Origin of the sequence: Microbacterium arabinogalactanolyticum, from assembly GCF_030268005.1 — a bacterium.
In the GTDB taxonomy this organism is placed as follows: domain Bacteria; phylum Actinomycetota; class Actinomycetes; order Actinomycetales; family Microbacteriaceae; genus Microbacterium; species Microbacterium arabinogalactanolyticum.
This window is the reverse complement of sequence record NZ_BRZC01000002.1, coordinates 163672-183261: the sequence shown is the minus strand read 5'-3', so window position 1 is coordinate 183261 and position 19590 is coordinate 163672. Positions and strand designations below refer to the sequence as shown.

Genomic DNA, 19590 nt, shown 5'->3' with positions numbered 1-19590 from the left:
CATGCAGCTCGGCACACGCTGGGCGACGGGTTCGGAGCCGCCGGCTTCCGTCCCCGCCGACCTTCGCCCCGCGATCGCTGAGGTCGAGGAGCGGGGGCTGACGGGCCACTGGACCCTGACCTGGCTCGAGGGCCGTCCCCTCGCCGAGCTGGATGCCGGCTGGGAGGTCCTGCTCACGGCATCCGGTGAGGTGATCGCGCGGCCGTTCGAGGACTAGCGCGACCCGACACGCAGGAGACCCCGGAACGCGATCAGCGGTCCGGGGTCTCCTCGTCTGCTCCGCGGTCAACGACGCGGGCGCGAGCCGATCGACAGCATCGCGTACTCGAGGGCCCGCGGGTCCTGCTTGCGCGCCTGCTGCTCGCGCAGCAGGTCGAGTGCGATGTCCCGACGCTCCGCGCGCAGCAGGCGGCGGTTCTCGGTGTACGCGGTGATGGCGTCGGCGATCTTCAGCAGAGCGCGCTCGGTGGTCGTGGGTGAAGCGAGGTGAAGCGTTGCGGCGGTCATGATCACTCCTGGTCGGTCGTGCCGCGGCTGATCGCCGCGGGAAGGTCGAAGATCTCGGCACGCAGCGAGACGCGCCGGGTGCCCGGGGCGCCCTCCTGCCCGCGGTAGCGCTCGATGGCGGCGTCGACCGCGTCGGAGAGCTCCTGCTTGAGCTCGGCCATCTGCTCGGGGGTGAGATCGAGGGTCGTGGTCATCACGAGCCCGGCATCCCGCCATTCCTCCGGCTGCTCGGAGTCCGGACGGTTGAGGTAGTCCATCAGGGTCTGGTGACGCAGCCGGAAGAACTCTGAGGTGACGATCTGCGCCGCTGCCCGGTTGGCCGGCGACATCCTGTCGTCGGGTCCGGGAAGGTTGATGCGCCCCTTCGGGCGCTCCCACCACCGCTCGCGCGCTGTCCCCCGTCCCTCGACCTCTCGGATGAGGTCCTTGGCGGCCAGCGCCCGCAGGTGGTAGCTCGTCGCCCCGGAGGTCTCGCCGATCAGCGCCGCGAGGCTGCTCGCGGTCTGGGGGCCTCGTTCACTGAGCAGATCGTAGATGCGCACACGCAGCGGATGTGCGAGCGCCTTGAGCGCTCCGGCATCGAGCGTCCGTCCCTCTTCATGCTCCGTCATAGATACAAAGATACCTATGCAAGACTTTCTTTGCAAGCATTTCTTTGCACGAGTTTCTTTGCAGCGATTCTCCTGCGCCGCGGCGTCGCACAGCGCTCCGCCGCAGATGCCCGCGCATCCCGAGCGTCACCCCTGCCAGGAAAGCCGGAACTCCCACGGCCCGCGCCGCAGCACGCGGACGGCCTCCGGCACCTCCTGTCGCACTGCGTCGACGGGGATCGCCTCGAAGACCGGACCTCCCTCGTCCTCCTGCCAGGTGCGCAACCGCTCGGCCATGCGTTCGGCGAGAACGGGACCGTCGGACCCGAAGGATCTCACGAAGACGTCGACGCCGTCACCGGCCAGGCGATGATCGATCACCGCGAGCCCGTCGTCCGCGAGCCAGACCGGCGTCCTCATCCACGACGCCCCGGGAAATCCGTTCGCCTTGCTCCGCGACGCGCTGCGGATCGATCCGGCGCGCTCGGGTCCGCACAGCAGTCGCAGGAAGAGCGGTAGATACAACGACCCGATGGCCCGATGCGTCACGACCCCGGTCGCGTCGCCCTCCCGCGACAGCACCGAGGCCAGCCATCCTGTCTCCAGGTCGCGATCGGGAGCGAGCACGACATCGTCGCTCCGGATCTCGTCCGGCTCGTCGCCCTCCGCACCCGCACCGCGCGCGCCGACGAATCCCCCGCCGAACGAGGCCCTTCCGATCAGCCGGTCATCATCCTTCTCGAGCGCCCAGCCGCATCCGACCCCGCAGATGCTCATCGGTGCGACCACTCGACCGCCCGTCGGCAGCACCGCCGGCAGCCAGGAGGGGAAGGTCCAGGTGTCGACGGTGAACTCGACCAGGTCGAATGACCCTGCGGCGATCGGCGTACCCGCCTCCCAGGCGTCGATGCGATCGACCCGCACCGGCACGGGCGCGGGATGCCGCCCCAGGGACGCCCGTGCGCGTTCGACCACCCGATCGTCGATGTCGACCGTCCACACGGATCCGCCCGGTGCGACCATCTCGGCCAGCAGCGCGGCGTTCGTACCCCCGGAGCCGATCTCGAGCACGTCATCGCCCGGCACAGGCGCGGCGATCTCGAGCATCAACGCCTGCATCGATGGAGCCGAGACCGTGCTGACCTTGACGCCGTCGTCCTCCGCGACGGTGTGGGTGCGATCCGCGTAGACCTCCTCGAGTGGCGTGTCCGGGATGAACGCGGTGCGCCTCACCCGCTCGAACGCATCCCGGACGCGCGCGGAGCGGATGCTCCCCTGCTCGGTCAGCTGGTCGATCAGTCCTCGTCGCGCGGTGAGCTCGGCATCCATGAGCCGATCCTGCACGGGGTCACCGACATCCCGCTCGGGCTCAGTCCACTGCTGCGCGCGCCGCGACGAAGGCGGCTACGCAGCGCTCCACCTGCTCCGACGTGTGCGCCGCGGAGAGCTGCACGCGGATGCGGGCGAGCCCGCGCGGCACCACTGGGAAGCTGAACGCCGTGACGTACACGCCATGCGCCTGCATGGCCTTCGCGATGCGCGCGGTCAGCGCGGCATCGCCGAACATCACGGGCACGATGGGGTGCTCCCCCGGCTGCAGGTCGAAGCCCTCCTCCGTCATCCGCCTGCGGAACAGCTCGGCGTTCTCGCGCAGGCGCGCACGCAGATCGGCGGAGCCCTCCACCAGGTCCAGCGCGGTGAGAGTGCCCGCGACGATCGCCGGAGCCAGGGTGTTCGAGAACAGGTACGGACGCGAGCGCTGCCGCAGCAGCGCCACGATGTCGCGGTGCGAGGCGACGTAGCCGCCGGATGCCCCGCCCAGCGCCTTGCCGAAGGTGCCTGTGTAGATGTCCACGCGGTCCGACACCCCGCACAGCTCGGGAGTGCCACGGCCGTTCTCACCGATGAAGCCCACCGCGTGCGAGTCGTCCACGAAGACCAGGGCGTCGTACTTCTCCGCGAGGTCGCAGATCTCCGGCAGCTTGGCGATGTAGCCGTCCATCGAGAACACGCCGTCGGTCACGATCACGCGGAAGCGGGCATCCGCGGCATCCTTCAGCTGCTGCTCGAGATCCGCCATGTCGCTGTTCCGGTAACGGAAGCGGCGGGCTTTGGACAGCCGGATGCCGTCGATGATCGAGGCGTGGTTCAGCTCGTCCGAGATGATGGCGTCCTCGGCACCGAACAGCGTCTCGAAGACGCCGCCGTTCGCGTCGAAGCACGAGGAGTACAGGATGGCGTCGTCGGTGCCGAGGAACGCCGACAGGCGTCGCTCGAGCTCGAGGTGCTGCTCCTGCGTGCCGCAGATGAAGCGCACGCTGGCCATGCCGTAGCCCCACTCGTCGAGGGCGCTCTTGGCGGCGTCGACGATGCGGGGGTCGTCGGCGAGGCCCAGGTAGTTGTTGGCGCAGAAGTTCAGCACCTCGGTGCCGTCGGCCGTGATCTCGGCGCTCTGGGGGCCGCGGATGCCGCGCTCGTGCTTGGTGAGCCCTGCCTCCTCGATGCCGGCGAGCTCTGCGGCCACGTGGTCCTTGAAAGTCGTGTACATCTCGGTTCCTTACAGCTCGGTCCAGTCGAGGATGATCTTGCCGGTGCCGGCGGATGCCGCGGCGGCGAAGCCCTTCTCCCAGTCGCGCGCCGGGATGACCTCGGCGATGACGCGGCTGATCGAGTCGCGCAGCACGGCGCTGGTCTGCAGCATGGCCCCCATGGCGTTCCAGGTCTCGAACATCTCGCGGCCGTAGATGCCCTTGATGGTGAGCATGTGCGTGACCAGCTTGCCCCAGTCGATGTCGAATCCGGCGCTGGGCAGGCCGAGCATGGCGATCCGGCCGCCGTGGTTCATGTTGTCGATCATGGCGGGCAGCGCACTCGGGGCGCCGCTCATCTCGAAGCCGATGTCGAAGCCCTCGCGCATGCCGAGGGCGGTCTGCGCCTCACGGATGTCGTGCTGGGAGACGTCGATGGCCTGATCGGCGCCCATGGTCAGCGCCATCTCCAGACGCGGCCCGCTGACGTCGGTCGCCGTGATGAAGCGCGCTCCGGCGTGGCGGGCGACGGCGATCGACATCAGGCCGATCGGACCGCAGCCGGTGACGAGCACGTCCTCGCCGACGAGCGGGTACGTCAGCGCGGTGTGCACGGCGTTGCCGAGCGGGTCGAAGATCGCCCCGAGCTCGGGCGTCACGTCGTCGTGATGCACCCAGACGTTGGTCGCGGGCAGCGACACGTACTCGGCGAACGCGCCGTCGCGCTGCACGCCCAGGCCGATCGTGCGGATGCACATGTGCCGGCGGCCGGCACGGCAGTTGCGGCAGGTGCCGCAGACGATGTGCCCCTCGCCGGACACCCGGTCGCCGACCTTGATGTCGCGCACCAGCGGGCCGATCTCCACGACCTCGCCGTAGAACTCGTGGCCGGGGGTGAGCGGAGCGTTGACGGCGGACGCCGCCCACTCGTCCCAGCGGAGGATGTGCAGATCCGTGCCGCAGATGCCGGTGCGCAGCACCCGGATGACGACCTCGTCTGCTCCTGCGGTGGGGTCCGGGCGATCGACGAGCTCGAGTCCGGCGGCGGCTGCCGGCTTGAAAAGGGCCTTCATACTTCGATGAGACCGCATCCGAACATGAAGATCAATCGGCACTCTCTGGATAATCGATGAAGATCCACTTCATGATTGACTGAGGCCATGAACCTGCAGCAGCTCCAGATCCTGCGTGAGCTCGGCGCGCTCGGCAGCGTCACCGCCGTGGCCGAGGCGCTGCGCGTCTCGCCGTCCGCCGTCTCACAGCAGCTCGCCGCACTGCAGCGCGGCTTCACCACCCCGCTCACCCGGAAGCAGGGCCGGACGCTGGTGCTGACGCCTGCGGGTGAGGTGCTCGCCGATGCCGGTGCGACGGCGCTCGATGCCATGGCCGCCGCGCGCACCGCCGTGGACCGCTTCGAGGCGGCGCCGTCCGGTGTGGTGACGGTGAGCGGATTCCTCAGCGCGGCGCAGGCCCTGTTCGGCCCCCTCGTGCGCGAGCTCGGCACCGGCGAGGATGCCCCCACCATCCGGTTCACCGACGAGGATGTCGCGCAGAGCGAGTTCCCCGCGCTCACCGCGCGCTACGACCTGGTGCTCGCCCACCGCATGGAGCACAGCGCACCGTGGCCGCGCAGCGGCATCCGCTCGGTGCCCCTGGCGACGGAACCGCTCGACGTCGCGCTCGCCACATCGCATCCTCTCGCCGGGCGGGAGTCGCTGACGCCCGAGCAGGTGGTCGGCGAGCGCTGGGTCACCAGTCGCACCGGCTACTCCCCCGACGACGTGCTGCGCACCATCTCGGCCGTCACCAACCGGCCCGTCGAGATCGTGCACCGCATCAACGACTACGGCATCGCCGCTGCGGTGATCTCCGCGGGCGGTGTGATCGGGATGCTGCCGCGCTACACCTCGGTCGCGGCGGGCGTCACCGGCGTGGTGCGCCTGCCGCTGGACGGCGTCAGCACCAACCGCATGATCGACGTGCTGGCCCGCCCCGAGAACCTGCACCGGCGATCGGTGCGCCTGGTCGCCGAGGCACTCGAACGGGTGATGGCGGCGCTGGCCACCTGAACGAGCGTGAGGGCCGGGACGGAAGAGCTCCGTCCCGGCCCTCGCCGGATCCGCCGTCAGCGGGTCACTTGCCGCAGGTGACCTGCGTGCGGTAGATCTGCATGTCACCGCCGGCCGCGTGGGGGGTCACGCACTCGGTGTGGGCGATGTACATCACCTGCTGGTACAGGGGCTGGATCACCTGGTCCGCGAGGATGCGGTCCTCGGCCTTCTGCCAGAGGGCGTCGGACTCCTCCTGAGTCGCCGCGGCGAGTGCGCCGTCCACGGCGGCCTGGCCCTCCGGGTCGGTGTACTGCAGGCGGTAGTTCGCATCGACGTACACCGAGGCGATCCACTCCGACGCGGCCGGGAAGGACGAGCCCCAGAGCTGGATGACGGGGCCGTCCAGCTTGTAGGAGTTGATCGTCTCCGAGAGCGCGGCGGCAGGCACCGGCTTCGGCTCGACATCGAGCCCGATCTCCTTCGCGGAGTTCGAGACCGCGAGCGCGGTCGCGGCATCCGTCGTGTTCTCGGACGAGTAGTTCAGGGGGATGCTGCCGGTGAAGCCCGACTTCGCGATGAGCGCCTTCGCGGCTGCCGGGTCGAACGTGCAGTACTGCCCGCACGCATCCTCACGGTAGGCGGAGACGGAGTTCGGCATGAGCGAGCCGGCCGGCACGGTGGCGTCCTTGAACAGGTCCTTCGAGATGCTCTCGCGGTCGACGATCATCGAGAACGCCTGGCGCACCTCGAGCGGATAGGTCTTGTCGAGGTAGGTCGGCCAGGTGAAGTACGTCTCCAGCGTGTTGCGGTCGATCGCGGTCAGGCCCTTCTCGCCGAGGGAGTTCCGGCCCTGGGCGATGAGCCCCGGCGGCAGGCTGCGCAGCACGTCGGCGTTGCCCGCGACCACGTCCTGATACGCGGTGTTCGTGTCGGTGTAGACGCGGAAGGTGATCTGGTCCGCGGCGCCCTTCGGAACCCAGCCCTTGTACTTGGGATCCTTCTTCAGCACGGCCTCGACCTGCGGGTCCAGCTTCTCCAGCGTGTACACGCCGTTGCCGATCGGCTTCTTGTCGTAGGCCACCGGATCCGCGAACGCGCTCTCCGGCATCGGGCAGAACGCCAGCTGCGAGAGGATGTACGGCACGTCGTTGTTCGGCGTCTTCATCTCGATCGTGAACGTGTGCTCGTCCTCGAGCTTGATGCCGGAGAACTCCGTGGCCGTGGCCTCGCCCTCGGCGGGGTTCAGCTCGTCGTAGCCCTTGATCGGACCGTACGCGTAGTTCGAGGGCATCCCGTTCTTGCCTGCGCCGACGAAGTTGAAGGTGTCGACATAGGTCTTCGCGGTGATCGGCGTGCCATCCGAGAAGGTGTGGCCGTCCGCGACCTTCACGGTCCAGTGCACCTGGTCCTCGCTCTTGAGCGACTCGGCTCCGCGCATGAAGACCTTGCCGTCCTCCTCGATGCCCGTCAGCGGCTCGCAGAGCGCCATGGCGATCTGGCTTCCGGGGTTCTGCGCTCCGGTGATGCGGCCGATCTCGCCGTTGTTGACGGCGACGAAGGACGTCTTGCCATCGCCGGCGTCGGCGGTCTGACCGAGACATCCGGTCAGCATCGTCGCGCACGCTGCGGCGGCGACGATGCCGACCGCGATGCGGCTGGTGGTGCTTTTCATCAGGTGTTCCTTTCGGATGGGGAGGGTGAGGAGGAGATCGTGGAGACCATGCCGACGCGGGACAGGGTGATCTGAGCGGCGAGATGGCAGGATGCCCGGTGCTCCGGCCGTCCGCCCGGGACGGCGTCGAGAGCGGGCACGTCGGTGGCGCACCGTTCGATCGCCGTGTAGCAGCGCGTGTGGAACGGGCATCCGGGCGGAGGGTCGATCGGCGAGGGCGGGTCGCCCTCGAGCACGACGCGCTCCAGGCGCTCGTTCGGCGCCAGCTTGCGGGGAATGGCCGACAGGAGCGCGCGGGTGTAGGGATGCGCGGTGGCGCCGTACACGTCGTCGCAGTCGCCCTGCTCGACGACCTTGCCCAGGTACATCGTGACGATGCGGTCGGACATGTGCTGCACGACGTCGAGGTCGTGCGCGATGAAGATGATTGACAGACCGAGTTCGCGCTTCAGCCGGTTCAGCAGATTGAGCACCTGCGCGCGCACGGAGATGTCCAGCGCCGAGACCGGCTCGTCGCAGACCAGCAGTTTCGGCTCGACCGCCAGTGCCCTGGCGATGCCGATGCGCTGGAGCTGTCCGCCGGAGAACTCGTGCGGGTAGCGGTGCGCGTGGTCGGGGTTCAGGCCCACCTGCGTGAGCAGCTCCCCCACGCGCGCCTCCACCTTCGACGCCGGCAGCAGCCGGTGCGTGGTGATCCCCTCCGCGATCGACTGGCCGACCGAGCGGCGCGGGTCGAGCGAGGCGTGCGGGTCCTGGAACACCATCTGCACCTGACGGTGCAGCAGCGTCTTGCGCTCGGAGTGCGACATGGCCGAGACGTCGGCGCCGTTCCAGCGCACGGTGCCCTCGCTGGGCGCCTCCAGCCCGCAGATGATGCGCGCGAGCGTGGACTTGCCGCAGCCGGACTCCCCCACCAGGCCGACGGTCTCACCCTCCTCGACGGTGAAGTCGACGCCGTCCACCGCACGCACCTGGCCGTGCGCACCGCGGGAGAACATCGTGTGCTTCTGCTTGTAGAAGCGTCGCACCGATTCAAGCTCCAAGAGCGGCATCGGCGATCACCTCCTGCTTGTGGTGGCAGGCCGCGGCCCGCTCCGGGGCGAACACGTCGAGCAGCGGCAGCTCGGTGCGGCACTCGGCCGTCGCGTACCCGCAGCGCGGGTTGAAGCTGCAGCCGGGCGGGCGCTGCGCGATGTCCGGCGGCAGACCCTGGATGGTGGGCAGGTCGCCGCCCCGGTGCGCGGCGCTCGGGATGGAGCCGAGCAGGCCCTTCGTGTAGGGATGCGCGGGATCGTCGAACATCGGGCCGATCGGTCCCGACTCGGCGACACGACCGGCGTACATCACCAGCGCGCGGTCGGCGAGCTGCCCCGCGACGCCCAGGTCGTGCGTGATCATCAGCAGGGCCATCCGCCGCTCCTGCGTGATCTCGCCGAGCAGCTCCAGGATCTGGGCCTGCACCGTGGCGTCCAGCGCCGTGGTCGGCTCGTCCGCGATGAGGATGTCGGGGTCCAGGGCCAGTGCCATCGCGATCATGATGCGCTGGCGCATGCCGCCCGAGAACTGGAACGGATAGTCGTTCGCGCGGTTCGCGGCATCCGGGATGCGCACCGCGCGCATCATGTCGACCGCGGCTTCGTGTGCCTGCTTCTTCGGCATGCCGCGATGCACGCGGTAGAGCTCGGCGATCTGGGTGGCCACCGTCTGCACGGGGTTCAACGCGCTCAGTGCGTCCTGGAACACCATCGCGATGCGCGCCCCCTGCACCTTGCGCAGCCTCGCGGCGGACAGGGTCAGCAGGTCGTCGCCGTCGAACAGGATGCGTCCGCCGGTGACGTGCGAGGCGGGCCTGGGCAGGATGCCCATGATGGCCTTGGCCGTGATGCTCTTGCCGGAACCCGACTCGCCGAGCACGGCGAGCGTCTCGCCACGGTCCAGCGTGAAGCTGACATCCTGCAGCGCCGCGATCGGCGGCGCCCCTTGCGAGCGGAACTCGAGGGACAGGTTCTGGACTTCCAGCAGGGCGGTCATCGGCGGGCCTTCGGGTCGAGGGCGTCGCGCAGGCTCTCACCCAGCACCACGAAGGCGAGCGTGGTGAGACCCAGCATCAGGGTGGGGAAGAACATCAGCAGCGGTGCGATCTGCCAGTTGCCGTCCTGGCTCGCGAGGGCGATCTGGATGCCCCAGGAGAACGCCGGCAGCTTCAGCCCGACGCCGAGGATCGAGAATCCCGCCTCTGCGGCCATACCGGCTCCGACCGAGAGCGTCGTCATCACGATCAGCGGGGTGACGGCGTTCGGGATCACATGCGAGCGCAGGATGCGCCACGGTCCGACGCCCAGGCCACGGGCGGCCTGGATGTACTCCAGATTGCGCACCTGCATGACGGAGCTGCGCATGTATCGCATGGTCGCCGCCCAGCTGAACAGCACCAGCACGAACACGATGGTCCACACCGTGCGAGACCGGAACTGGTACAGGATGACCAGGCTGGCGATGCCCACGGGGATGCCGAGGATGACGTTCGACGTCCAGGAGATGATCGAATCCGTGATCCCTCCGAAGTAGCCCGCCAGCGAGCCGGCGATCAGGGCGATGATGAACGAGATCGCGGCGGTGTAGACGCCGACCTCGAGGGAGGTGCGCGCACCGTGGACGATGTTCGACCAGTAGTCGCAGCCCTGGATGTCGAAGCCCATCGGATGTCCGGCTTCCGGTCCCACCCGCGACATGGACAGGTCGCAGTCCCGCGGATCGATGTTCGTGAACAGCGTCGGGAACAGCGCCATCAGCGTGACGACGATGATGATCAGCGCGGCGATGTCGAAGAACGGGCTCTTCCACAGGCTGCGCAGCCCGCTGCGCGGACGACCGCGGCGACGATGGCTGATGATGAGCGAGGTGGTGGACTCAGACATGGCGCACCCTCGGGTCGATGATCGGGTAGAGCAGGTCCACGATCAGCGCGGCGACCAGGTAGAACAGCAGCAGGAACACCGAGACGCCCACGACCACGGGGCCGTTCTGCGTGTCGATGGCCCGCGCCAGCGTGCCGCCGAGGCCGGGGAGGTTGAAGATCGTCTCGATGAGCACCGAACCGCCCAGCAGCGCGGCCATGCTCAAGCCGAGATAGGTGACGACGGGCATGAACGCGTTGCGCAGGGCGTGTACCCACATGATGCGCTGCGGGCCGATCCCCTTCGCCGTCGCGGTGACGATGTAGTCCGATCGCAGCACGTCGACCAGGCTCGTGCGGCTGAGTCGCGCCAGGGGCGAGGCCGTCTCCAGTGCGAGCACCATCGCCGGCATGATGAACGCCAGTGGGAACCCGGCCCTCACCCCGGATATCGGCAGCCAGTGCAGCTTGATGCCGAACAGGTACTGCGAGAAGTACGCGATGATGAATCCGGGCACGGCCAGGAAGAAGATCGTGAAGAACAGGTTGAACCTGTCCGGGAACTTCCCCTGCCGGAGGCCCGCCCAGACGCCCAGGCACACGCCGATGACGAGCTTCAGCACGAAGGCCGACAGCGCGAGCACCACGGTGTAGGGCAGCGCGGTCGCAATCAGGGTCGAGACCGAGTTGCCGTTGAAGTCGTGGCCGAAGTCGCCCTGCAGCACGCCCCACAGGTACTTCGCGTACTGCACGAAGAACGGATCGTCGAGGTTGTACTGCGCGCGGATCGCCGCGATGGTCGAGTCCGAGAGTCGCTTCTCGCCGCCGGCGAGCCTGGCGACCGGATCACCGGGGATGAGGAAGACGAGCAGGTAGACGAGGAGCGTCGACCCGATCAGGGTCGGCACCATCATCAGGATGCGCCGCAGCGCGTACCGGAGCATCAGTCCCCGACCGGTGTGCGGGCCGGCTGGTGCGCCGCGTAGTACTCGAGCATCTCGTCGCTCAGCCGCGGGATCTCGAAGGGCTCGGAGTGGGAGCGGATCGACAGTGCGCCACCGATGCCGGCAGCGACCGCGTCGCGCGCGGCCACCGGGCTGGTGTCCGTCGGCGCTCCGGTGCGGACGAACTCGACGAACTCAGCGACCGTGAGCGGGTCGGCGCCGCCGTGACCTCCGTCGCCGCCGTCCTCGATCGGGTAGCGCACGTGCCCCTTCTCGAGGTAGTCGCTGCGGGCGTTCCAGAGCCGGATCTCGCCGCCGGCGTCGTCATCGAAGTTCTCGATGCGCCCCTCGGTGCCGATCACCGTGTAGTTGCGCCAGTAGTCCGGTGTGAAGTGGCACTGCTGGTAGCTCATGAGCACACCGGAATCGGTGCGCATCATGATCATCGAGATGTCCTCGACGTCGATGACCGGGTTGAGGTCCTGCTGGGATGCCGGTGGCCAGTTCTGCATCGAGAACCAGTCGCCCATCCGGCGGTCGGAGTTGTCGCGGCGGGAGGTGACGTCTCCGTACACCGCGAGGTCGCCGACGCCGACGACGGAGCGCGTGGAGGTGCCGGCGATCCAGTGCATCACGTCGATGTCGTGCGCACCCTTCTGCAGCAGCAGGCTCATGGCCTTGTCGCGCTCGGCGTGCCAGTCCTTGAAGTAGTAGTCGCCACCGTGTCCGACGAAGTGCCGGCACCAGATCGCCTTGACCTCACCGATCTCGCCGCGGTCGACGATGTCCTTCATCATGCGCACGACCTGCATGTGCCGCATGTTGTGACCGACGTAGACCTTGGTGCCGGTGCGGTACGCGGTCTCGAGGATCCGGTCGGCGTCCTCGATCGAGATCGCGAGGGGCTTCTCGATGTACGACGGGATGCCCGCCTCGAGCAGTTCGATCGCGACCTCGGCGTGCGTGAAGTCCGGGGTGGTGATGAACGCGCCGTCGATCTCGATGCCGGAGGCCAGCAGCTCGGCGACGGAGGAGAACACCGGGATGTCCCCGAACAGCCGCGCGGCGCGCTCATGTGTGCGGGGATCGGGATCCACCGCGGCGACGACGGTGCCGCCCACCTCCTTCACGTGCAGCGCGAGGCCGACGCGAGCGCCGACTCCGATCGCTGCGGCACGGAAGGGGGCCTGCTCCGAGGCGATGTCGGTGGTCATCTTTTCGTTCTCCGGTTCGATTGCGATGACGGGCGCCGGAACGTCCGGAACCCCGTAGATGCGGGAGGAGTGCTTCTCGAAGGCGAGGCCGAGGGCTCCGAGCGCCGCGGCATCCGCTCCCAGCTCGCCACCGCGGATGATGCGCGTGCCGGTGTCGATGCCGGTCACCGCCGCACGGATGCCCTCGGCGAGCGGACCCGCGATGAGGTCGGCGAACTCACCGAGCTCTCCGCCGAGCACGATGACGTCGGGGTCGGCCGTGAGCAGCAGCGCTGCCATCGCCGGGGTCATCGCGGCGCTGAGGGACTCGAGCGCGGCCAGACCGCGCAGGTCGGCCGGATCGTCGCGCAGCAGACGCAGCTCGGCCGCCACGCGCGGAACCGCATCGAGGAGCGCCCCCTCGGGCACGGCGACGTCGCTGAACGCACGGAGCAGGCCCACCTCGCCGGCGCGGCCGCGCCGGCCACGCAGCACATGGCCCGAGGCGGTGACCCGAGCGGACACGTGGTGCCAGGTCAGGGCGTACACGCCGGTCTCCGCGTCGGTCAGGGCGCCGCCGCGGGACTCGGCCTCGGCAGCGAGGGACAGGTCGTTGTCGACGACGACGGGGGCGCCGAAGTGGTCGCTGAACATCGACGCGAGGTCGCGTCCGTTCCAGCTCGAGACCTGGGGGGCGGAGACCAGGATGCCGTTCTCGTCGATGAGCCCCGCAGCGGCGATGCCGATGGCCGCGACGTCCGACTGCCGCCGCCCGATCCGCTCCAGGGTCTGCTGCAGCAGCGCGCGCACGGGGGCGAGCGAGGGCTGGTCGGTGGTGGGCGAGGCGACTTCCGCCTCCTGGCGTCCCAGCACACGGCCGGTGCGGTCCGCGACGATCAGGCGCACGACGCTGCGCGTCAGGTCGATCCCGACGATGACGGGTGACCCTGCGACCGGCGAGAACGTCCGGGCGGGCCGCCCGGCGGCGGCACGCGCCTCGTGCTCGATCGCGAGTCCGGAGTCGGTCATGGCGGTGAGGGCCGCGGTGACGGTCGGCCGGGAGAGGCCGGTGCTCTCGGCGAGGTCGGAGATGGTGGCGAGTTCCAGATCGCGCAGGCTGGCAAGGCACTGCGCGATGAGCTTCACGTCGATCGCGGACATCGGCGGACTCTTCTCCTTTGAAAGACACTTTCTAAGCGACTTTCATAACCGCTTACGAAAGTGCTTTCATCATTGTGAGGCCCCGACCGCCGACTGTCAAACCCCGCGGGCCAACCCCTAGGCTCGAGGGATGACCGAGGCCACGAACCCGCTGCTGTCCCCCTCCGCGCTCCCCTACGGACTGCCCGACTACGCGGCCATCCGCCCGGAGCACTACCTGCCGGCGTTCCGTCGGGCGTTCGAGGAGCAGCTGCGCGAGGTCCGGGCGATCACGGCGGTGCGCTCGATGCCGACCTTCGAGAACACGCTGGTCGCGCTGGAGCGGTCCGGCGAGCTGCTCGACCGCGTCGCGCACGCCTTCTACACCGTGAGCTCCGCCGACGCGACGCCCGAGATCCAGGCGATCGACGAGGAACTGGCTCCGCTGATGGCCGCGCACGAGGACGCCATCCGCCTGGACTCGCAGCTCTACTGGCGCGTTTCGCAGGTGCACGCGCAGCTCGACGAGCTGGAGCTGGATGCCGAGCAGCGCTACCTCGTGCAGCGTCACTTCCGCGAGATGACGCACGCCGGCGCCGCGCTCGATGACGAGGCCAAGACGCGGCTCACAGAACTCAACAAGCGCCTGTCCACTCTCAGCACGGCTTTCGAGAAGAACCTGCTGAACGACACCAACGATCTCGCGGTGCTCTTCGATGACGCGTCGGAGCTCGACGGACTGACCTCCGGCGAACTGAGCGCGACCGCCCGGGCGGCATCCGATCGCGGCGAGGACGGAAGGTTCCTCGTGGGCCTGCCGCTGTTCAGCGGCCACCCGTACCTGTCATCCCTGACCGTGCGCGAGAGCCGACGGCGCATCCTCGAGGCATCCCTCTCCCGCGGATCACGCGGGAACGCGAACGACAACGGCGCAGTGCTCACCGAGATCGTGCGACTGCGCGCCGAACGCGCCGCACTGCTCGGGTACCCCTCGCACGCCGCCTACATCACCGCCGACGAGACCGCCGGCTCACCGGACGCCGTGGAGCGGATGCTGCGCGATCTGGCCGCGCCTGCGGCACGCAACGCCTCTCGAGAGGCCGAGGCGCTGCAGGAGATCATCGACGCCACCGAGCCCGACCCGTTCGCCCTGGAGGCCCACGACTGGGCGTTCTACACCGAGAAGGTGCGCCAGGCTCGCTATGACATCGACACCGCGGCCCTGCGTCCGTGGTTCGAGGCGGAGCGCGTGCTGCGCGATGGCGTGTTCTTCGCTGCCGGGCAGCTGTACGGAGTCGGCTTCACCGAGCGCGAGGACCTGGGCGCCTACCACCCCGGTGCCCGGGTGTTCGAGGTGCACGACGCCGACGGGTCTGCCGTGGGCCTGTACGTGCTCGACCTCTACACGCGCGACTCCAAGCGCGGCGGCGCCTGGATGAACCCGATCGTGAGCCAGTCCGCCCTGCGCGGCACGCTCCCCGTGGTGGTCAACAACCTCAACGTCGCCCGGCCCGGCGACGGCGACCCGACGCTGCTGACGCTCGACGAGGTCACAACACTGTTCCACGAGTTCGGGCACGCGCTGCATGGGCTGTTCGCGCGCGTGACGTACCCGCACTTCGCGGGCACCAACGTCTTCCGCGACTTCGTGGAGTTCCCCAGCCAGGTCAACGAGATGTGGATCCTGTGGAGCGAGGTGCTGGACAACTACGCCAGGCACTTCGAGACCGGCGAGCCGCTGGATGCCGCGATCGTCGAGCGTCTGCGCGCCACCGAGGCCTTCGATCAGGGTCACGCGACCAGCGAGTACCTGGCGGCGGCCTGGCTGGACCAGGCCTGGCACAGCATCGCCGCCGGCGCCGAGGTCGATGACGTCGCCGCCTTCGAGGCGGCCGCCCTGTCCGACATCGGGCTGCTGAATCCGCTGGTGCCGACCCGGTATTCCTCGACCTACTTCGCGCACGTGTTCTCGGGCGGCTACAGCGCCGGCTACTACTCGTACATCTGGAGCGAGGTGCTCGACGCGGACACGGTCGAGTGGTTCCGCTCGAACGGCGGGCTCACCCGGGCCAACGGCGACAGGTTCCGGCAGCGCCTGCTCGGCGTGGGCGGCTCGAAGGACCCGCTGGAGGCCTACCGCGACTTCCGCGGCCGGGATGCCGAGATCGCCCCGCTGCTGAAGCGACGCGGCCTGGATGCTGACGGCGCAGCCGGGGTGTAGCTCGGCAGAAACGCACGACTCCGCAGGAAATCCGGTCAGGATCTGCGGAGTCGTGCGTTTCTGCGAGGTTGCGCAGCGAAGGTCAGGCGCTCTTGCGCTTGCGGGAGAGCACCACGGTCGGAGCAGCGCCCTCCTCGACGGCGGCCTTGGTGACGATCACCTTGGTGACGTCCTCAGCAGAGGGGATCTCGAACATGATCGGGCCGAGCACATCCTCGAGGATGGCCCGCAGACCACGGGCGCCGGTCTTGCGCAGCACGGCCAGATCGGCGATCGAGCGCAGCGCGTCCTCTTCGAACTCGAGCTGCACGCCGTCGATCTCGAACATCCGCTGATACTGCTTGACCAGGGCGTTGCGCGGGCCGGTGAGGATGTCGATCAGCGCATCCTGGTCGAGCGGCGACACGGAGGTGACGACCGGCAGGCGGCCGATGAACTCCGGGATCAACCCGAACTTGTGCAGGTCCTCGGGGAGCACCTCGCCGAAGAGGTCGAGGTCCTTGCCCTTGTCGTGCAGCGGGGCGCCGAAGCCGACGCCGTGCTTGCCGACGCGCGCGGAGATGATGTCCTCGAGCCCCGCGAAGGCGCCCGCGACGATGAACAGCACGTTCGTCGTGTCGATCTGCAGGAACTCCTGATGCGGGTGCTTGCGTCCGCCCTGCGGCGGCACGGATGCGACTGTCCCCTCGAGGATCTTCAGCAGCGCCTGCTGCACCCCCTCGCCCGAGACGTCACGGGTGATCGACGGGTTCTCGGCCTTGCGCGCGATCTTGTCGATCTCGTCGATGTAGATGATGCCGGTCTCGGCGCGCTTGACGTCGTAGTCGGCGGCCTGCAGCAGCTTGAGCAGGATGTTCTCGACGTCCTCACCGACGTAGCCCGCCTCGGTGAGCGCGGTGGCGTCGGCGACGGCGAACGGCACGTTCAGCCGCTTGGCGAGGGTCTGCGCGAGGTAGGTCTTGCCGCAGCCTGTCGGGCCGAGCATGAGGATGTTGCTCTTGGCGACCTCGACCTCCTCGGCCTTCTGCTCGGCGGTCTGCAGCGTGCCGCGGGCGCGCACGCGCTTGTAGTGGTTGTAGACGGCGACGGCGAGGGAGCGCTTCGCGAGCTCCTGGCCGACGACGTACTCCTCGAGGAAGGCGAAGATCTCACGGGGCTTGGGCAGCTCGAAGTCGGCGACCGGACCGCTGCCGGCCTCGGCCATGCGCTCCTCGATGATCTCGTTGCACAGCTCGACGCACTCGTCGCAGATGTACACGCCGGGGCCGGCGATCAGCTGCTGCACCTGCTTCTGGCTCTTTCCGCAGAATGAGCATTTGAACAGGTCGGCGCTCTCACCGATGCGTGCCATGCGCGTCCTCCTCGAAGCTGTGGATCAGGCGGGGGCTCTGATCCCGTCAATCGAGCCTAACCGCCCGCACCGACACCAGGGCGTATTGCCACGCATGCGAAGGGCCCGGTCCGCCGTGAGCGGAACCGGACCCTTCGAGCATCCGATCGGAGGTCAGACCATGCTCTTGGTGTGCCACACCGTCTTGGTCTCGGTGAACGCCGTGATGCGGTCCAGGCTCTGCTCGACCACGCCGGGGCGCAGCGCGCGCTTGAGCGTGTCGGCGGCGGCGATCTCCAGGTCGACCCAGTCCAGGTCTCCCGCACCCGCCAGATCGATGGCGTTGACATCGGCGTGCGAGGCGAGCCACGGCGTGATCTCCGCCGGCGATCCGGTCAGCACGTTGACGACTCCCCCGGGCACGTCGCTGGTGGCGAGCACCTCGGCCAGGCTGATCGCCGAGAGCGGGAAGCGCTCGCTCGCGATCGCGACCACCGTGTTGCCGGTGACCAGCGCCGGCGCGATGACCGACACCAGCCCGAGCAGGGCGGAGTCCTGCGGGGCGACGATCGCGACCACGCCGGTGGGCTCGGGCACCGAGATGTTGAAGTACGGGCCCGCGACCGGGTTGGCGTTGCCGCCCACCTGCGCGTACTTGTCGCACCAGCCGGCGTACCAGACCCACAGGTCGACGGCGGCATCCACCTGGGCGCCCGCCGCAGCCGCGGAGATGCCCTCCTGATCGACGATCTCGTCGACGAACTGGGCGCGGCGCCCCTCCAGGATCTCGGCCACCCGGTACAGCACCTGCCCGCGGTTGTACGCGGTCGCACCCGACCACCCCTTCACCGCGCCGCGCGCGGCGACGACGGCATCCCTGGCATCCTTGCGCGAAGCCTTGGCGGCGTTGGCGAGGAAGGCGCCCTTCGCGGAGACCACCTCGTAGGTGCGGCCCGACTCGGAGCGCGGGAACGCCCCGCCGATCGCGAGCTTGTAGGTCTTCGGTACGGTCAGTCGCTTGCTCATGCCGATGCTCCCTTCTTCGTTGCGCCGCCGGTGACCGCGCGGGTCTCGGCGGACCCTGCGGACTTCAGGTACGCGGTCAGGCCGTGACGGCCGCCCTCGCGGCCGTAGCCGGATTCCTTGTAGCCGCCGAACGGGCTCGACGGGTCGAAGCGGTTGAAGGTGTTCGCCCAGACCACGCCGGCGCGCAACCGGTCGGCGACGGCGAGGATGCGGGATCCCTTGTCGCTCCAGATGCCGGCCGACAGACCGTAAGGCGTGTTGTTCGCCTTGGCGATCGCCTCGGCGGGCGTGCGGAAGGTGAGCACCGACAGCACCGGCCCGAAGATCTCGTCGCGGGCGATGCGGCTGGACGCCTCGACGCCGGTGAAGATCGTCGGCGCGAACCAGAAACCCTTCTCCGGAATGGCGCAGTCCGCCGTCCAGCGCTCCGCGCCCTCCGCCTCGCCGATGTCGCTGAGCTCGCGGATGCGGGCCAGCTGGGCGGCCGAGTTGATGGCGCCGATGTCGGTGTTCTTGTCGAGCGGATCGCCCAGGCGCAGCGTCGACAGGCGGTGCTTCAGCCGGTCGACGACCTCGTCATGGATCGATTCCTGCACCAGCAGCCGGCTCCCGGCGCAGCACACGTGACCCTGGTTGAAGAAGATGCCGTTCACGATGCCCTCGACGGCCTGGTCGATGGGCGCGTCGTCGAACACGATGTTGGCGGCCTTGCCGCCCAGCTCGAGCGTGACGCGCTTGTCGGTGCCGGCGATCGCCCTCGCGATGTCGCGGCCGACGCCGGTCGAACCGGTGAACGCGACCTTGTCCACGTCGGGGTGGCGAACGAGCGTGGCGCCGGGAGCACCCGCACCCGTGATGATGTTCACGACGCCCGCGGGCAGGTCGGCCTGCTGCAGGATCTCGGCGAAGATCAGCGCGGTCAGCGGCGTGGTCTCGGCGGGCTTCAGCACCACCGTGTTGCCGGCTGCGAGTGCCGGTGCGAGCTTCCACGCCAGCATGAGCAGCGGGAAGTTCCACGGGATGATCTGGCCGGCGACGCCGAGCGCCTTGGGGTCGGCGCCCAGGCCGGCGTAGTCGAGCTTGTCCGCCCAGCCCGCGTAGTAGAAGAACCAGGCGGCGACGAGGGGCACGTCGACGTCACGGCTCTCCTTGATCGGCTTGCCGTTGTCCAGGCTCTCCGCGACGGCCAGCTCGCGAGCACGCTCCTGGACGAGGCGCGCGATGCGGAACAGGTACTTGCCGCGGTCGCGGCCGCTCATCTTCGACCACACCCTGTCGTACGCACGGCGGGCGGCGACGACGGCGCGGTCGACATCCTCATCGGATGCCGAGGCGATCTCGGCGATGCGGCTCTCGTCGGCGGGCGAGATGGTGTGGAAGGACGGGCCCGAGCCGTCGACGAACTCGCCGTCGATGAACAGTCCGTAGCTGTCCTTGAGCTTCAGGATCGCCTTGGACTCCGGGGCGGGAGCGTATTCCAGGAAAGACATAT

17 protein-coding genes are annotated in these 19590 nt (G+C 68.9%); 3 read left to right on the top strand and 14 right to left on the bottom strand.

Annotation, left to right across the window (positions count from 1 at the left end; translation table 11 throughout):
* The first annotated feature begins 1 nt into the window (after nucleotide 1).
* Nucleotides 2-217 (top strand): hypothetical protein, encoded by a 216-nt coding sequence (locus MIAR_RS01465; RefSeq protein WP_285630265.1) that lies wholly within the window; start codon nucleotides 2-4, stop codon nucleotides 215-217.
* A 68-nt stretch (nucleotides 218-285) separates the two neighbouring features.
* Here the strand turns inward: MIAR_RS01465 and MIAR_RS01460 are convergent, their stop codons facing one another.
* The 5 genes from MIAR_RS01460 to tdh form a co-directional block, all read right to left on the bottom strand.
* Nucleotides 286-507: a hypothetical protein gene (locus tag MIAR_RS01460; protein WP_285630263.1), complete on the bottom strand. Its 222-nt coding sequence runs from the start codon at nucleotides 505-507 to the stop codon at nucleotides 286-288.
* 2 nt (nucleotides 508-509) lie between these two features.
* Nucleotides 510-1118 carry an ArsR/SmtB family transcription factor gene (locus tag MIAR_RS01455; protein ID WP_285630261.1) on the bottom strand — a complete coding sequence of 203 codons (609 nt, stop codon included), beginning with the start codon at nucleotides 1116-1118 and terminating at the stop codon, nucleotides 510-512.
* A 126-nt stretch (nucleotides 1119-1244) separates the two neighbouring features.
* Entirely contained in the window at nucleotides 1245-2426 is a 1182-nt protein-coding gene (locus tag MIAR_RS01450) for a class I SAM-dependent methyltransferase (RefSeq protein WP_285630259.1), read from the bottom strand.
* A 40-nt stretch (nucleotides 2427-2466) separates the two neighbouring features.
* Entirely contained in the window at nucleotides 2467-3645 is a 1179-nt protein-coding gene (locus tag MIAR_RS01445) for a glycine C-acetyltransferase (protein ID WP_285630257.1), read from the bottom strand.
* Nucleotides 3646-3654: 9 nt separating this feature from the next.
* The gene (gene tdh, locus MIAR_RS01440) at nucleotides 3655-4698 is read right to left on the bottom strand and encodes an L-threonine 3-dehydrogenase (RefSeq protein WP_285630255.1); all 1044 of its coding nucleotides are present in this window, start codon (nucleotides 4696-4698) and stop codon (nucleotides 3655-3657) included.
* Nucleotides 4699-4785: 87 nt separating this feature from the next.
* Between tdh and MIAR_RS01435 the strand changes: the two genes are divergently transcribed.
* Nucleotides 4786-5694 carry a LysR family transcriptional regulator gene (locus MIAR_RS01435; RefSeq protein ID WP_285630254.1) on the top strand — a complete coding sequence of 303 codons (909 nt, stop codon included), beginning with the start codon at nucleotides 4786-4788 and terminating at the stop codon, nucleotides 5692-5694.
* A 64-nt stretch (nucleotides 5695-5758) separates the two neighbouring features.
* Here MIAR_RS01435 and MIAR_RS01430 read toward each other — a convergent pair whose 3' ends face one another.
* From MIAR_RS01430 to MIAR_RS01405, 6 genes are read right to left on the bottom strand one after another with little or no spacing between them, the layout of a single operon-like run.
* Nucleotides 5759-7348, bottom strand: a complete 1590-nt coding sequence (locus tag MIAR_RS01430) for an ABC transporter substrate-binding protein (RefSeq protein WP_285630252.1) — start codon at nucleotides 7346-7348, stop codon at nucleotides 5759-5761.
* On the bottom strand, nucleotides 7348-8400 hold the full coding sequence (locus MIAR_RS01425) for an ABC transporter ATP-binding protein (RefSeq protein ID WP_285630249.1): 1053 nt from the start codon (nucleotides 8398-8400) through the stop codon (nucleotides 7348-7350). The genes MIAR_RS01430 and MIAR_RS01425 overlap by 1 nt, the downstream gene beginning before the upstream one ends.
* The gene (locus MIAR_RS01420; RefSeq protein ID WP_285630247.1) at nucleotides 8381-9379 is read right to left on the bottom strand and encodes an ABC transporter ATP-binding protein; all 999 of its coding nucleotides are present in this window, start codon (nucleotides 9377-9379) and stop codon (nucleotides 8381-8383) included. Before MIAR_RS01420 ends, MIAR_RS01425 begins: the two co-directional genes overlap by 20 nt.
* Entirely contained in the window at nucleotides 9376-10266 is an 891-nt protein-coding gene (locus MIAR_RS01415) for an ABC transporter permease (protein ID WP_285630245.1), read from the bottom strand. Before MIAR_RS01415 ends, MIAR_RS01420 begins: the two co-directional genes overlap by 4 nt.
* The gene (locus MIAR_RS01410; protein ID WP_285630244.1) at nucleotides 10259-11188 is read right to left on the bottom strand and encodes an ABC transporter permease; all 930 of its coding nucleotides are present in this window, start codon (nucleotides 11186-11188) and stop codon (nucleotides 10259-10261) included. Before MIAR_RS01410 ends, MIAR_RS01415 begins: the two co-directional genes overlap by 8 nt.
* Nucleotides 11188-13542 carry an ROK family protein gene (locus MIAR_RS01405; RefSeq protein WP_285630242.1) on the bottom strand — a complete coding sequence of 785 codons (2355 nt, stop codon included), beginning with the start codon at nucleotides 13540-13542 and terminating at the stop codon, nucleotides 11188-11190. The genes MIAR_RS01410 and MIAR_RS01405 overlap by 1 nt, the downstream gene beginning before the upstream one ends.
* Nucleotides 13543-13672: 130 nt before the next feature.
* Between MIAR_RS01405 and MIAR_RS01400 the strand changes: the two genes are divergently transcribed.
* Entirely contained in the window at nucleotides 13673-15742 is a 2070-nt protein-coding gene (locus MIAR_RS01400) for a M3 family metallopeptidase (RefSeq protein ID WP_285630240.1), read from the top strand.
* Between the two features lie 82 nt (nucleotides 15743-15824).
* Here MIAR_RS01400 and clpX read toward each other — a convergent pair whose 3' ends face one another.
* From clpX to MIAR_RS01385, 3 genes are all read right to left on the bottom strand, one after another.
* Nucleotides 15825-17093 carry an ATP-dependent Clp protease ATP-binding subunit ClpX gene (clpX, locus tag MIAR_RS01395; RefSeq protein WP_285630238.1) on the bottom strand — a complete coding sequence of 423 codons (1269 nt, stop codon included), beginning with the start codon at nucleotides 17091-17093 and terminating at the stop codon, nucleotides 15825-15827.
* A 153-nt stretch (nucleotides 17094-17246) separates the two neighbouring features.
* Complete coding sequence (locus MIAR_RS01390; RefSeq protein ID WP_285630236.1) at nucleotides 17247-18098, bottom strand: aldehyde dehydrogenase family protein; 852 nt, start codon at nucleotides 18096-18098, stop codon at nucleotides 17247-17249.
* Nucleotides 18095-19588 (bottom strand): aldehyde dehydrogenase family protein, encoded by a 1494-nt coding sequence (locus MIAR_RS01385; protein WP_285630234.1) that lies wholly within the window; start codon nucleotides 19586-19588, stop codon nucleotides 18095-18097. The genes MIAR_RS01390 and MIAR_RS01385 overlap by 4 nt, the downstream gene beginning before the upstream one ends.
* Between the last annotated feature and the right edge of the window lie 2 nt (nucleotides 19589-19590).